Origin of the sequence: Novosphingobium hassiacum (assembly GCF_014196055.1) — a bacterium.
GTDB lineage: Bacteria > Pseudomonadota > Alphaproteobacteria > Sphingomonadales > Sphingomonadaceae > Novosphingobium > Novosphingobium hassiacum.
The window spans coordinates 1-14,360 of the sequence record NZ_JACICY010000020.1 but is presented as its reverse complement, the minus strand read 5'-3'; the positions used below and the strand labels follow the sequence as shown (position 1 = coordinate 14,360).

12 protein-coding genes and 1 pseudogene are annotated in these 14,360 nt (G+C 55.9%); 12 read left to right on the top strand and 1 reads right to left on the bottom strand.

Annotated elements, in window-relative coordinates; genetic code table 11:
• Positions 1–137: 137 nt before the first annotated feature.
• The 10 genes from GGQ88_RS19630 (at position 138) to exaC (ending at position 11,899) form a co-directional block, all read left to right on the top strand.
• Complete coding sequence (locus tag GGQ88_RS19630) at positions 138–785, top strand: hypothetical protein (RefSeq protein WP_183615156.1); 648 nt, start codon at positions 138–140, stop codon at positions 783–785.
• A gap of 19 nt (positions 786–804) precedes the next feature.
• Positions 805–1,470, top strand: a complete 666-nt coding sequence (locus GGQ88_RS21130) for a hypothetical protein (protein ID WP_212596798.1) — start codon at positions 805–807, stop codon at positions 1,468–1,470.
• 42 nt (positions 1,471–1,512) lie between these two features.
• A complete protein-coding gene (locus GGQ88_RS19620) occupies positions 1,513–2,289 on the top strand; it encodes an NYN domain-containing protein (RefSeq protein ID WP_183615155.1) in 777 nt (258 codons plus the stop codon).
• Between the two features lie 72 nt (positions 2,290–2,361).
• Positions 2,362–2,940: a GIY-YIG nuclease family protein gene (locus GGQ88_RS19615; RefSeq protein ID WP_183615154.1), complete on the top strand. Its 579-nt coding sequence runs from the start codon at positions 2,362–2,364 to the stop codon at positions 2,938–2,940.
• A gap of 133 nt (positions 2,941–3,073) precedes the next feature.
• Positions 3,074–3,814: a PGN_0703 family putative restriction endonuclease gene (locus tag GGQ88_RS19610; protein WP_183615153.1), complete on the top strand. Its 741-nt coding sequence runs from the start codon at positions 3,074–3,076 to the stop codon at positions 3,812–3,814.
• Positions 3,815–4,072: 258 nt separating this feature from the next.
• The gene (locus tag GGQ88_RS19605) at positions 4,073–5,407 is read left to right on the top strand and encodes an ADP-ribosylglycohydrolase family protein (protein ID WP_244857797.1); all 1,335 of its coding nucleotides are present in this window, start codon (positions 4,073–4,075) and stop codon (positions 5,405–5,407) included.
• A gap of 146 nt (positions 5,408–5,553) precedes the next feature.
• Positions 5,554–6,759: an IS256 family transposase gene (locus tag GGQ88_RS19600; protein WP_027951106.1), complete on the top strand. Its 1,206-nt coding sequence runs from the start codon at positions 5,554–5,556 to the stop codon at positions 6,757–6,759.
• A gap of 165 nt (positions 6,760–6,924) precedes the next feature.
• Positions 6,925–9,318 carry a pyruvate formate lyase family protein gene (locus GGQ88_RS19595; RefSeq protein ID WP_103787000.1) on the top strand — a complete coding sequence of 798 codons (2,394 nt, stop codon included), beginning with the start codon at positions 6,925–6,927 and terminating at the stop codon, positions 9,316–9,318.
• A complete protein-coding gene (locus GGQ88_RS19590; RefSeq protein ID WP_160195560.1) occupies positions 9,318–10,292 on the top strand; it encodes a glycyl-radical enzyme activating protein in 975 nt (324 codons plus the stop codon). Before GGQ88_RS19595 ends, GGQ88_RS19590 begins: the two co-directional genes overlap by 1 nt.
• 86 nt (positions 10,293–10,378) lie before the next feature.
• Positions 10,379–11,899: an acetaldehyde dehydrogenase ExaC gene (gene exaC, locus GGQ88_RS19585; RefSeq protein ID WP_116369214.1), complete on the top strand. Its 1,521-nt coding sequence runs from the start codon at positions 10,379–10,381 to the stop codon at positions 11,897–11,899.
• Between the two features lie 384 nt (positions 11,900–12,283).
• On the opposite strand, the gene GGQ88_RS19580 is transcribed toward exaC, so the two are convergent.
• Positions 12,284–12,598: an ArsR/SmtB family transcription factor gene (locus GGQ88_RS19580; RefSeq protein WP_000349485.1), complete on the bottom strand. Its 315-nt coding sequence runs from the start codon at positions 12,596–12,598 to the stop codon at positions 12,284–12,286.
• Positions 12,599–12,709: 111 nt separating this feature from the next.
• On the opposite strand from GGQ88_RS19580, the gene GGQ88_RS19575 reads away from it, so the two are divergent.
• Positions 12,710–13,744 (top strand): permease, encoded by a 1,035-nt coding sequence (locus tag GGQ88_RS19575; RefSeq protein WP_000098298.1) that lies wholly within the window; start codon positions 12,710–12,712, stop codon positions 13,742–13,744.
• A 12-nt stretch (positions 13,745–13,756) separates the two neighbouring features.
• A pseudogene (locus GGQ88_RS19570) lies at positions 13,757–14,281 on the top strand (transposase family protein); the annotation flags it as partial.
• Positions 14,282–14,360 lie beyond the last annotated feature (79 nt).

The following is a 14,360-nucleotide window of genomic DNA, read 5'->3' as shown; positions in this document are numbered from 1 at the left end:
GGCAAATGCTGGCCGAGAGCCTGATAACCTACTGCAAGAGTGGATGGAACGCGTCTAGCGCGCCTCCCAACCACTTTGGCAAACGGCGGCCGTCTACTACGACCGCTTTTGACGCATAATGACGATAGGCCGATCCTATGAGAAAGCCCGATTCTGTATCTAAGCTCGCTGACTTTGGTCGCGTTCGGCTGTCGAAGTCGTTCTTCATGCGGGATTTCCTATTCTCCGACATTGCAGCCGTTCACGGGCTAAACAATGTACCTGATGATCCTGACCTGGCTATCGCGGCAGGAAGCAGGCTCTGTGAAGAACTGCTTGAACCCTTGCAGGATCGGTTCGGCCGCATCGCTGTCCGATCTGCTTTTCGCTCGTGCGAAGTCAACGGGCTGGGCAATGAGATGCAAGTAGCAGGAAAAGGCGGATATAACTGCGCTTCGAACGATGCCAATTTCGCTGGCCACATTTGGGATCGTCGGGATTCGGCGGGGCGAATGGGGGCAACGGCGTGCGTCGTAGTTCCGGCGTTCTGGGATGCATTTCAGAATGAAGGTGATTGGCGAAAGCTTGCCTGGTGGATCCACGACCATTTGCCCTATTCAAGCCTCTATTTTTTTCCGAAGTTTTGGGCGGTGAACATAGCTTGGCGGGAGGAGCCGGAACGTCGGATCGACAGTTACACCAATCCCAAGGGCTGTTTAACCAAGGCTGGGATGCCGAATAATTCAGGATCGCACGAGCAGGACTGGGCTGGCATTGAAGCAGCAATGGTCAGCGGGCTCGCGTGATGAATGACTGGGCAGCAAAATGTCAGATCAACTGATTACCGCCGTCGAGATGGCGAATGCCAACGGTGTAGATCCAAAGCGGTTTCGCGCTGCCCTTCGAGCTGCGGGACTCGGTTGGCATTCGCACAATGGCCGCTGGGAGGTCATGCGCGGGAGCAGTCAACACGCAGACATGGAAAATGTCATGGCGAGGTTATGCGGAGAGCCTTCAAACTTTCGGTCGGTCAAGAAGGCCTTTGACGCGAAGCCAAGGGTGTCTGTCCGCGACGAGCAATATGTTCTCGACCTTTGCGATGAGTTTCTCGGGATGAAGGCCGTGCGTCAGCATTGCTTTCCGTTTCTTACCGGAGATCCCGATCTGCGCGGGAACCGAAGGCCTTTACCGGTCGATGGCTTTTATCCGGAACTAAGGCTTGTCGTCGAATATCACGAGCGTCAGCACAAAGAACGTGTCGGCTTTTTCGATGACAAGCCGACTGTCTCTGGAGTTCCCCGCGGAGAGCAGCGCCGACGTTATGACGCGCGCCGCCGCGAATTGTTGCCGCTGAACGGCATCACACTCATAGTCCTTGGGGTCGATGAATTTGCCCACGATAGAGCCAAGCGCTTGCTTAGGATTTCGTCCGACAAGGTCATCGTCAGGAGGCGCTTGCAGGAATTCCAGACAAAGTCATCATCGGGTTGAATTTTATCTTTTGATAAAGCTGATTTAGGGCAATGTCTGAAAATGGCTACTGAACAGCGCACCCCTAGACTTGCCGTATTGATTGATGCGGATAACGCTTCCTCGCGGATCGCACCCCGTCTCTTTGAGGAGATAGCGAAGATCGGTGAAGCAAGCGTTCGGCGCATATACGGGGATTTCTCCGGAACCAGACTGAAATCCTGGGCAGAGGTGCTCGCAACTCATGCGATCAAGGCGCACCAAAGCTTTGCATACACAAGCGGGAAGAATGCCTCGGATATCGCCTTGGTCATTGACGCCATGGACCTGTTGCACACAGGTCGGTTTGACGCCTTTTGTCTCATATCTTCAGATAGTGACTTTACGGGCTTGGCATCACGCATCCGGGAACAGGGCATCGATGTCTACGGGTTTGGCGAGCAGAAAACGCCAGAAAGCTTTCGACAAGCATGTCGTCGCTTCATCTACACTGAAAATCTGCTGCCCGAGGTGCCAGCGTTAGATGAGCCAGAGCGTCAGGATGCCCGTCCAGCCAACGTTAAGAAGCCACCGACGGCTGCGATGTCTTTGATCCGAACCGCTATTTTGCAGTTGGATGATGAAGGCGGTTGGGTGCCTTTAGGTCGGGTTGGGCAGCGGCTTGCTGCGCTTGCCTCCGACTTTGATCCCAGAACATATGGTCAGGGCAAGTTGAGCGACTTGGTTGAAACTGCAGGGGGCTTCGAATCGCGAAGAACTGAAACCGGCCATCTACAAGTTCGTGTCTGTCCCTCTGGGCAGGTAAGCAAAGCGAAATCCAAGAGGGCAAAGCCTGCATGAAAGCCTTGGCTCTGCTCTACGCCTGTTTGACCTAGCCCTGCGGGGCTGCGCCTTGAAGCTGGAGTATCACTATTGGCTCGTCTGACTAAAGCGCATCTGCGCTATCTCGAGCATCACGGGATTGACGTCGACGAAACTTTTGATGCCTCGGGTTTGAAGCGCGCTGAATATCGACCTCGGATGAAGGCTGAGGGGAAGTTCGTGGCTTACGGTGTGACTAAATGTCACAACGGGCATTCATTGCGCAATCGATACGGGACATGCATCGAATGTTTTCCGGCATCGATCGCCTTTGCTCGTCGCAGCGAAATGTCGGGCTACCTCTATCTCGCTAAGTCAGCGGATTTGGGTCTGATCAAGGTCGGCTTCTCTGGGGATGATCCGGATAATCGAATCTACATCGCGAATCTCGAAGGATACGGCGGAGCGTGGGACTGGCAGATTTGCCTGACTGTCTGGGCAGATCATGCCGGGGCGAAGGAGATAGCTGTCCATCAATCGCTAGCCGACTTTCGCGCTGAAAGGGCCTGGATACGAAATGGAGCGGGCATCGTTTCGAGGGAGATGTTCGACTGTGAACTGGCGGCAGGCATCGACGCCTTGATGTCGCAACTCACAGCCAGAGAAGTGCAGTTGATCGAGTATCGGTAAGTGATCGTGAGCTTGCGATACATCAATGCTCTGTCTGGGGATAGTTAGAGTTGGATCGAATTCAGTCTTACAGCTGGCTGCAGGTTTTGATCATGCGACCAATTTTGACGCATTTTCAGGCTAGTACGAGATCATGAGTGAATTATTCCTATCGGGTGTCCCTGAGAACCTCGTGCGCCAAGCGTTAGACAGGGCAGGTGGTAACGAACTGGCTTCGGGCAAATTCGCAAGCCCTGAAAGTAGCGCCGCTTTGGCCGTTAATGGGTTCGGCTGGTTCATCGAAAGGCCAGCCTTACTCCCACCTTTTCCAAACCTTGATGATATCGAATGGTCGCCCATGTCGGTCGAGATTGAACGACAGATGCGCTTTCCCTGGAATGGCGGTCGTCACCCCTGGCTTGATGCTGCTGTTGTCACCGAGAGTTGCCTCATCGGCGTAGAATCCAAGCGTTTCGAACCATTTCGCGACACGAAACATGTTGTCCTCTCCAATGCGTACGACCGCGATGTGTGGGGAGAAGCAATGGATCCGTGGTGCGCTATGCGTGATCGCTTGAGATCGGAGCCGTCACATTTCCGTTATCTCGATGCTGCCCAGCTCGTGAAGCATGCATTCGGGCTGGTAACTGAAGCCGGGCGGATCAGCCGCGCGCCGGTCTTGTTCTATCTTTTTGCCGAGCCTTCGCGGGTGTCAGCCTCCGCGCGTTCGGAGCACCGGGCGGAAATAGAAGCCTTCTCCGTTGCGGTAAGCGGCGCCCGTGTCCGATTTGCTGCGGCTAGCTGGTCAGAATGGCTGATGCGGTTCGCATCGCCTGCCAAAACTCCTGCGGTTGCTGCGCATGCGGAGGCATTGCGAAGGAAGTTCGAGCCATAGGTGGACGCACAGATTATTCCGGCTTGGTTTGGGGTTTGGCTCGAGGCCTACGCATTCCCGGGTGTTGCTTGATGCGCAAGACGCTCAGATGCGGCCAATTTTGTCGTACGTAGGAATTAGTCAGGCACGATGAGTAGAAACATTCGGACCAGCTTAACCGACCCTATCCAGATCCCGACGCTGTCAGTAGCGACCGGGCGAATTGGAGTATCGTTCTGTCCGGGTAAGCGGGGGCCGGCGCTTGCCGGGTTCGATTGGATGCGCGATCTCACTGTTGACTTGGACGCGGTGCGCGACTGGGGAGCCGCCGCAGTTATCTCTCTAATCGAGGATCATGAGATCGAATTCCTTGGCGTTTCCAAGTTGGAAGCGGAAGTGACCGCTCGCGGCATGGAGTGGCTTCATCTGCCAATTGTTGATGTTGCCGCACCCGGTGATGAATTCGAGCAACGATGGCGATCCGCTGGGCCTCGCGTGAGGGGTATTCTTGCAGAAGGGCGAAGCGTTTTCATCCATTGCCGGGGCGGTCTCGGCAGGGCGGGAACGGTAGCAGCGAGGCTGCTTATCGAACTAGGCGAAGCTGACGCCGCTAGCGCGATTGCGCGAGTACGAGAGGTTCGGCCTGGGGCCATCGAAACCAGGACGCAGGAGAACCATTTGCACGCGCTTTGGCGCGTGTACGATCGTGCCTGTGGATGTCTGATCGGTTTGGCAGTCGGAGACGCCTTGGGGACGACGCTCGAGTTCAAGCCTCGCGATAGCTATGACCACATCACCGATATGGTCGGGGGAGGGCCGTTCGGTCTGGACGCGGGCACTTGGACTGATGATACCTCGATGGCTCTTGCTCTCGGGGACGCTCTTCTGGCTAGTGCGGCCAAGGACTCAATCTTTGAGCCGCAAGAAGCACAACGTCGATTTGTCGAATGGTGGAAGAACGGGGCCTACAGCCCCACGGGCAACTGCTTCGATATCGGGATTACCACCCGCCAAGCACTCTCGCGTTTTGAACAGAGCGGGGATCCGATTTCCGGTTCGGACGATCCCCATTCAGCAGGAAATGGATCTCTGATGAGGCTGGCGCCGGTCGCGGTCTGGGGCATCGGGGCTGATCCTGCGGTGATGACACGAGTGGCGCGTCGGCAGAGTATGACTACCCACGCGGCCGATGCATGTCTTGAAGCGTGCGAAGTTTATGCGATCATGCTGCGAGCGGCGATTCTCGGCGCAGATTTCGATAGTGCACTGGAAAATGCTCGCGGATCATACGGCCCCGTAATCGGGCCCATTGTCGCTGGCAGTTGGCGCGAGAAGACGCGAGATCAAATTTCGAGCAGCGGCTTCGTGGCTCACAGCCTCGAAGCGGCAATCTGGTGTGTGGCGAATACCGATAACTTCGATGATGCGGTGTTGCTGGCAGCCAACCTTGGTGACGATGCAGACACCACTGCGGCAATCACTGGCCAGTTGGCTGGTGCCATCTACGGAGCCTCGACTATTCGTCAGTCATGGCAGGAGAAGTTAGCTTGGCGCGACGAAATTGAGGCGCTCGCCCGAAAGTTGGCTTTCCCCTTAATTCCGGTCTCACGCTAACGTCCGGCAATCGCTTTGCGGCGCGGCTCAAAAGCCCGGTAGTGTCCTCATGAGTGGTGTAAATCTTCACGGTGGGGTGGCGGCCACCGTGGGTCTCCGTAAACTGGAGGTTACGACACCTTCACCAATCACGGAGAGACACCACGATGACCGAGGACAGGATGGCATTGATTGAGCTGGCTGAAAAGCATGCGGACGGTGATTTACTGAGGGAGCTGGGCGAACTGGTCCTGCAGCGACTGATGGATGCAGAGGCGGAGCAGCGTTGCGGCGCCGGCCGACATGAACGCAGTGAGGGCCGGGTCAACCAGCGCAACGGCTATCGCGAGCGCACACTGGAGACACGATTGGGAACGATGGACCTGCGAATTCCGAAGCTGCGCACGGGCAGTTACCTGCCGAGCTTCCTGGAGCCCCGGAAGGCCTCGGAGCAGGCGTTGGTGGCTGTTGTGCAGGAGGCGTATGTGAAGGGGATATCGACCCGCAAGGTCGATGATCTGGTGCAGGCGATGGGTATGAGCGGCATCTCCAAGAGCCAGGTATCGCGACTGTGCGAGGAACTGGACGAGCGCGTCGAGGCTTTCCTGAATCGCCCGCTGGAGGGCCCATGGGCCTACGTCTGGCTGGATGCGACCTATCTAAAATCGCGCGAGCGTGGCGCTGTCAGCAGCCAAGCGGTGGTTGTTGCCGTTGGCGTCAGCAGCGAAGGTCGCCGGGAAACCTTGGGCATGGCTGTGGGTCCGGCCGAGACTGAAGCCTTCTGGACCGAGTTCCTACGCAGCCTGGTGCGCCGTGGCCTGTCAGGCGTGCGACTGGTGGTCTCGGATGCCCACGAGGGCCTGAAGCAGGCGATTGCCAAGGTCATAGGAGCTACCTGGCAACGCTGCCGGGTGCACTTCATGCGCAATGCGCTGGCCCATGTCCCGCGCAAGCAGCACTCCATGGTGGCCGCCGTGATCCGCACGGCCTTCGTGCAGGAGAACCAGCAGGAGGCACGCCAGCAGTGGCGAGAAACCGCTGACAAGCTGCGAGAGCGCTTCGCCAAGGTAGCGGAGCTCATGGACAGCGCCGAGGACGACGTGCTTGCCTTCATGAGCTTCCCGAAAGAGCACTGGCCTCAGCTGGCATCGACGAATTCCCTGGAGCGATTGAACAAGGAAATCAAACGCCGCTCGCGGGTGGTGGGTATCTTCCCGAACAACGCTGCCATCATGCGGCTCGTGGGAACGCTACTCGCTGAGCAAACAGATGAATGGCAGGTGACACGCCGCTACATGAGCCAAGAGACGTTGGCGCGCGTGCTGAGCAAGGAAGACCAGGCCAACCTACTGCCACAGTCTGAGGCCGCCTGAAGCAATGAAACTGGAGACCGGAATTACACCACTTGACGGGACACTACCACTCCTTGTACTCTCCATAGTATGTGCTTCGTTTAAGACGGGGCGACATGTAAAGCAACCGTAGCTTCAAAAACAATATTAAACTTTTGAGTCAAGCGCTGAGACGCGAGGTGAAATATGAATGCAATTACTAATGTCGTTGGTCAGTCACTGGAAGATGGTGCTCGAGTCGCTCGCCTGAAGAAAGCTGTCGACGAGGCTACCTACGGTGGCTGCATCGAGCGCGCAGTGCTTTGGTCAGAGTATTACATGGATGAGGCCAACGATGGGAAATCTACGGCCGTTCAGATAGCTGAAGCGACACGCCACGTCCTGGCCAACAAAACGGTGAAAATCTATCCTGACGAGCTGATTGTTGGCAACTTCACCGCCAAACGGGTCGCCGGCATCTGTTATCCGGAGTTGGGCGGTCTGGGCATAATGATTGGTGTCGACAAACTACCCACCCGCAAGGTCAATCCTCTCGAGATCAGCGAAGACGAGCAGGCAAAACTCCAGTCATATATTCCGTTCTGGATGGACAAGAATATGGTTTATCTTGCCTTTGACGGGCAGGAAGAGCAGATGCGCTTTGTTAAGGAGCAGATTGAAGCACTGCAGTACCAATTGTATGAGGCTGGTGGTATTGCTCACCTGGCACCCGGCTACGAGAAAGTGATCAAACTGGGTGCCGAGGGCATCATCGCCGAGGTGGAGGCCTTCGAGGCACAAACCAACGATCCCTCCAAGCTGGACTTCTACCAGTCTGTGAAAATCTCAATGAATGCGCTGGCAGAGTTTGGTGACCGCTATGCGACCGAGGCGCGTAGGCTGGCAGAGGCTGAAGCGGACCCTCAGCGGAAACTTGATCTAGAGCGGATTGCGGAGGTCTGCGCTCGCGTACCACGTTATGGCGCAACCAGTTTCTATGAAGCGGTCCAATCAATGACCCTCACCCACATCGCCATTTTCCAGGAGACAATAGGTGAAACCACCTGTCCGGGCCGCGTGGACCAATTCCTGAATTCCTACTATGAAGAGGATTTGGCGGCTGGACGTATTTCAAGACAAGAGGCGAAAGATATTCTGGGAGCTTTCTGCGTAAAGCTATGCGAAACCATCCCCATGTACTCCGACGAGCTGACCAGCATGCTCGGTGGATTGACCAGCTGGGAGGTAGTGACCATCGGTGGTCAGGACTCCGAGGGCAACGATGCGACCAATGAACTGAGTTTCATTTTGTTGGAGCTCGCCGATGAGTTGCGCATGCGCCAGCCCAACTTCCACGTCCGTCTCCACGAGAACACACCCAAGGCATTCTACGATGAGGTCATCCGGGTGAACTTCGGCCCGGGTTCGGCGCCCGCCATGTATAACGACGAGACCATCATCGAGTCCATGATGAATGTCGGTTATTCCCTGGAGGATGCCAGGGACTATGTCGCCATCGGCTGTGTTGAGCCCACGGCGCCGGGCAAGACCCTGGGTTCCACCGACGCCGGGATGTACAACATGGCCCTGGCCCTGGAAATGGCGCTCAACGAGGGGTGCCAGTTTGGTTCTGACCGACAGATCGGTGTCAAGACACCCCCGGTCTCCAGCATGAAGAGCATGGATGACGTATTGGACGCCTACAAGGTGCAGGTGAAGCATCAGCTGGGCAAGCTGCACGCGGATTTGCAGAAGTGTGAACAGTTCCACGCCAAGTACCACCCCACCCCGATCACCAGCGCTACGCTGGAAGGCTGTCTCGAGCAGGGTGTTTGCTCTACACAGGGTGGCGCGAAGTACAATTTCTCCGGTATCCAGGGCACCGGCATGGCGGTCGTGGCCGATTCCCTGGGGGCCATTGAGAGTGCTGTGTTCGAGGACAAGTGGCTCACCCTTGAGGAGCTGGTCGCTCACCTGAAAGACAATCTCTCGGATGAGGTTGTGCGGACCAGGCTGAAAGGCATCGATAAATTTGGCAACGATATTCCCAAGGCGGATGCCTGGATGAAGTGGGTCGGGGATCACTACTCCGATTCCATTCACGCCCTGGGCAAGAATACCCGCGGTGGCCAGTACCTGGCGGGCGTGTACTCCAACACTTCCCACACCCACTTCGGCGGGCTGATCAATGCCACACCAAATGGCCGTCGTGCCGGCGAGACCTTCGCCTCGGGTTTTGCGCCGGAAAACGGTGCAGACAAGCGTGGCTCCACCGCCTTGATCAATTCGATGAACCGGATCGATTTCAAGAAGTTTGCCAATGGCATCAACTTCAATATCAAGCTGGATGCCTCCAGTTACGACTGTGACGATGGTAAGAGTGCACTGGGTAGCATGTACAAGGTGTACTTCAAACGGCACGGTATGCAGGTGCAGGCCAATATGCTGGATCCGAAAATCCTGATTGAGGCACGGGACAACCCGGAGTTGCACCCCAACCTGCTGATTCGGGTATCTGGCTACTCGGCGTACTTCAACGATCTATCACCTGAAATGCAGGATGAGGTGATATCCCGGAGCAGTAATGGGGCGGAGCAGTAATGGGGCCTGATGCAAGCCTGATTGATGCGATAGCAGTTACCGAGCCAAGGAAGGCTTCGCTGTACTTCGACATCAAGAGAAACACCCTGGACGACGGGCCGGGTATTCGCAGCGTGGTGTTCTTCAAGGGCTGCCCGCTGTCTTGTACCTGGTGCCAGAATCCGGAAAGCATCAACACCGGTTACGAACTCTCCTATGATGCAGAGAAGTGCATCAGCTGTCACGACTGTGCTGACGCCTGCCCCGAGCAGGCGATCGACCTGAGTTCGCCCGACAAAATCATCCGCGACAAATGCACCCAGTGCTTCAAGTGCGTTGATGTCTGCCCATCCGGTGCTCTGGAGCGCTGTGGCAATGACATCGACATGGATCATCTGGTGGAGAAGGTGCTTGAAGACGAGGCCTTCTTCGAGGCCTCCGGCGGCGGGGTTACTGTCTCCGGCGGCGAGGCGCTGATGCAGATGGATTCGGTCGGCGAACTGTTCTCGCGGCTGAAGCAGCGGAATGTTCACACGCTGATCCAGACAGCGGGCCTATTCAATTACAAGGTATTTGAAAATCTGGTATTGCCCTACACCGACACCATCTACTTTGATCTCAAGTTGATGGACAGCGATGCGCACAAGCAGTACTGCGGCGTTCCCAACCATTCTATTCATGAGAACTTCAGGAAGGTCCAGGCCCTGGCACGGGATTCGGTGATCGAGGTTCTGCCGCGGGTCCCGTTGGTGCCCTTTATCACCGACACGGATGAAAACCTCAGTGCCATTGCTGACTTTATGCTCGAGAACGGCGTAAAGAACATGCAGATCTTGCCGTACAACCCGATTTGGCTCGACAAGCTGCCACGCTTCGGCAGTGTCCAGCGTCTGGACTTCGGTGAAGGGACAGGCAAGTTCATGCCGGACGCGGAGCTTGACCGCTGTACGGAGATTTTTGAGTCCAGAGGTATTCACGTCCATTGTCACAGGTGATGTATCAGCTCAGACAGCCGGCGCCTTCCTGATTTCGCTTTACCTATAACCCATAATCAATCTGTCCATCACATGAGGAAAATAAAATGACGTATGCACAACCCGGCCAGGAAGGATCTGTAGTTTCCTTCAAATCGCGCTATGACAATTTCATCGGCGGCGAATGGGTAGCGCCCGCTGACGGCCGTTACTTCGAAAATGTGACTCCGGTAACCGGCCAGGTGTACTGTGAGGTGGCCCGTTCCTCGGCGGCGGATATTGAGAAGGCCCTTGATGCGGCGCATGCAGCGCGAGCAAGTTGGGGTGCCACCTCGGTAGCCGACCGGTCCAACCTGCTGCTGAAGATCGCTGACCGCGTCGAGCAGAATCTTGAAATGCTGGCGGTTGCGGAGACCTGGGAGAATGGTAAAGCCGTACGCGAGACCCTGAATGCTGACCTGCCCCTGTTTGTAGACCACTTCCGCTATTTTGCGGGCTGCATCAGGGCCCAGGAAGGCAGCGCCGCTGAACTGGATGCGACAACGGCCAGCTATCACTTCCACGAGCCCTACGGCGTGGTGGGCCAGATCATTCCCTGGAACTTCCCCCTGCTGATGGCCGCCTGGAAACTGGCGCCGGCGCTGGCCGCGGGTAACTGCGTGGTCATGAAGCCCGCCGAGCAGACCCCGGTGACCATTCTCCTGGTGATGGAGCTGATACAGGACATTCTGCCCGCTGGCGTGGTTAATATCGTCAACGGCTTCGGGGCGGAAGCGGGGGCGGCACTCTCGCAAAGTACACGCATTGCCAAGCTGGCCTTCACCGGCTCGACGGCGGTGGGTAATGAGATTCTCAAGTGCGCGGCGAACAACCTCATTCCTTCAACGGTTGAGCTGGGTGGTAAGTCACCGAATATCTACTTTGAGGATGTTCTGGACTATGAAGATGACTACCTTAACAAGTGTGCGGAGGGTCTGCTGCTGGGCTTCTTCAACCAGGGTGAAGTGTGTACCTGTCCCTCCCGTGCACTGATCCAGGAATCCATCTATGACCGTTTCCTTGATATCGTGGTTGAGCGTTCAAAGACCATTAAGCAGGGCAATCCGCTGGATCCTGAGACACAGGTTGGTGCGCAGGCCTCCAAGGAACAGTTTGACAAGATCATGAGCTACATGGAGATCGGTCGGCAGGAAGGTGCACAGATTCTGATCGGCGGTGATAGTGCCAACCTGTCCGGTGATCTGTCCGGCGGTTACTACGTGCAGCCGACCCTGATGGCGGGCAAGAACGACATGCGCATTTTCCAGGAGGAGATCTTTGGGCCGACGCTGGGTGTGACCTCTTTCAAGGACGAGGCCGAAGCACTGGCCATCGCCAACGATACTGACTATGGCCTGGGTGCCGGCGTCTGGACCCGCGACATGAATCGCGCCTACCGCATGGGACGGGGCATTCAGGCGGGTCGCGTGTGGACCAACTGCTACCACGCCTATCCTGCGCACGCGGCCTTTGGCGGATACAAGAAGTCGGGTATTGGCCGTGAAACCCACAAGATGATGCTTGACCATTACCAGCAGACCAAGAACCTGCTGGTGAGCTACAGCATCGACCCGCTGGGTTTCTTCTGAGTCCAAACTACTGCCTTAATGGTCTTAATGCCCCTTGGTAATCACCTTGGGGCATTTCTAATGCCAGAAAATTTAGTCTCAACCATTCTCGCCGTGCCAGCTTGAATTTAACCCCGACTTGGTCACGTGTTGAATGGCTCAGTGACCTATCCTTACTACAGGAGTTGGAATGTCCGAGTTTCAGACACACCCAGTACCAGCGAATTTCGGGTATCCGGAATTTCTGGTTGATAAAATGCCAAAGATGTAAAGAAGAAAATCTTTCTCAGCGGATTATCTGATTGATCCTCTTCAGCCTACTCTACTGCCAATTTTCTGTTTCCACCTTCGCCTGAGTCTTCATAGCGATGCTGACTAGGGAGGACAGCGAGAGCTGGGCAAGCGTCAAAGCGGTTCTGGTTCATGCGCAATCCGGACACCTGCACAACATTCCTCTTGTAAGAAACCGATCAAATTCTCTAGGTGCCCATACTCGGGTATACAGACAATCGTGCGGCTATGTTTCTCCTGCCGGATCAGCCCTACCTTGGCCATGCGCGCAAGGTGATGTGATAGCGTCGAAGCAGGAATACCCAGCCCCTTCTGGATATCTCCGACCGAAGCCCCATCATGGCCAGCTTTGACCAGAAAGCGGAACACGGACAGTCGGTGACTATTCCCTAGCTCAGCTAAGCTGGCTGCAACCTTTTCGTGATCCATAGCACGCCCCAATAATTCGATGTTTCTAGAATTATAGTTGACAGGTCGGATAAACGCAAGTAGGCTGCGTACATCATTTCGACAATACTAGAAATATAGGAGTAATATTGAATGTCATCTCAACTCCAAGACGCTCTAGGCATGTTCGCCTTTCTCGCTATCGAGCTATCGGTTTTATTCATTGGCATTAGCTTGCTGGTCGGAGTTCTTCAACGTCACATCCCACCATCCAAGGTGGAAGCGTTACTGACTTCCAGTGGGAAGCGAGGCTATTTTCTTGCTGCTGGTTTAGGAGCTATAACGCCCTTCTGTAGTTGCTCGACTATCCCCATGTTGAAAGGGTTGATTCGGGCACGGGCCGGTTTTGGGCCGATGATGGTGTTTCTTTTCTCATCTCCGTTGCTGAATCCTATCGTCGTCGGCCTGCTGGTTGCCACGTTTGGATGGACACTTACTGCTATCTATGTGCTCGCCGCTTTGGTGGTCGCGGTAGGTGCCGGATGGCTGCTTCACACGCTTGGCTTCGAGCGTTATGTGCGCCGGACGGCGACACAAGAGAGCAGTGGATGTAGTTCATCAGCAAGCCCGTGCAGTGCTACATCGACCGCATCGAGTTGCGGCACCAACAGCTGCGACACCACTCCGAAGACGGCTTCTTGCGGGGCTGATAGGAAGACAACAGTCTCTACGTCTAGCGAATGCTGTGACAGTCAACCCACTGTCACGGTTAAGAAAGAAGGGAAGTACAGTGGTGTGTGGCGGGAAGCTTGGTCGGACTTTATCGATGTGTTGCCTTACCTGCTCATCGGTATTGCGATTGGCAGCGTGATCTATGGTTTCATGCCCACTGACTTATTGGAGCAGTATGCAGGCCCAGATAATCCCTTTGCCATTCCAGTTGCCGCTGTCATCGGCGTGCCGTTGTATATTCGCGCTGAAGCCGTCATACCTCTGGCAGCGGCTCTGATGGCCAAAGGCGTGGGTGCCGGGACGGTGCTAGCGTTGATCATCGGCAGTGCCGGAGCCAGCCTGACTGAGCTCATTCTGTTGCGCTCTTTGTTCACGCTGAAGCTTTTAGCGGCGTTTTTAGCAGTCATTTTTGCTATGGCGATGATTGCCGGTTACGCCACCTACCTGTTTTTCTGATCAAGGCGGGAGATGATTAATTCGTTAAGCCTTCCTGGGTACCAGTTGGTGGATTCTGATGAGCAGAATGAAGACATACATTTTCGGCTTGAAGCACCTACACCAGTAGCCTGCGAGGGGTGCGGCGTGCAGGGTGAGTTCGTGCGGTTCGGCAAGCGTGACGTTCCCTATCGTGATCTGCCCATCCACGGCAAGCGGGTCACTCTCTGGGTGGTCCGCCGCCGATACACCTGCCGGGCCTGCAAGACAACATTCAGGCCCCAGCTACCGGAGATGGTGGACGGATTCCGTATGACACTGCGGCTGCATGAGTACGTGGAGAAGGAATCCTTCAACCACCCCTACACCTTTGTGGCGGCACAGACCGGCCTGGACGAGAAGACGGTGCGCGACATCTTCAACGCCCGCGCCGAGTTCCTGGGGCGCTGGCACCGCTTCGAGACGCCCCGCATCCTGGGCATTGACGAGCTATACCTGAACAAGCGCTACCGCTGCATTCTGACCAACATTGAGGAGCGAACGTTAGCGTCCGCGCTCGTGGTGTAATTTCCGGTGTAGGCGATGGTGTATTCCGGGGTGGGGCATGCCCCACCCCGGAATGCGGCGTCGCTGGTGG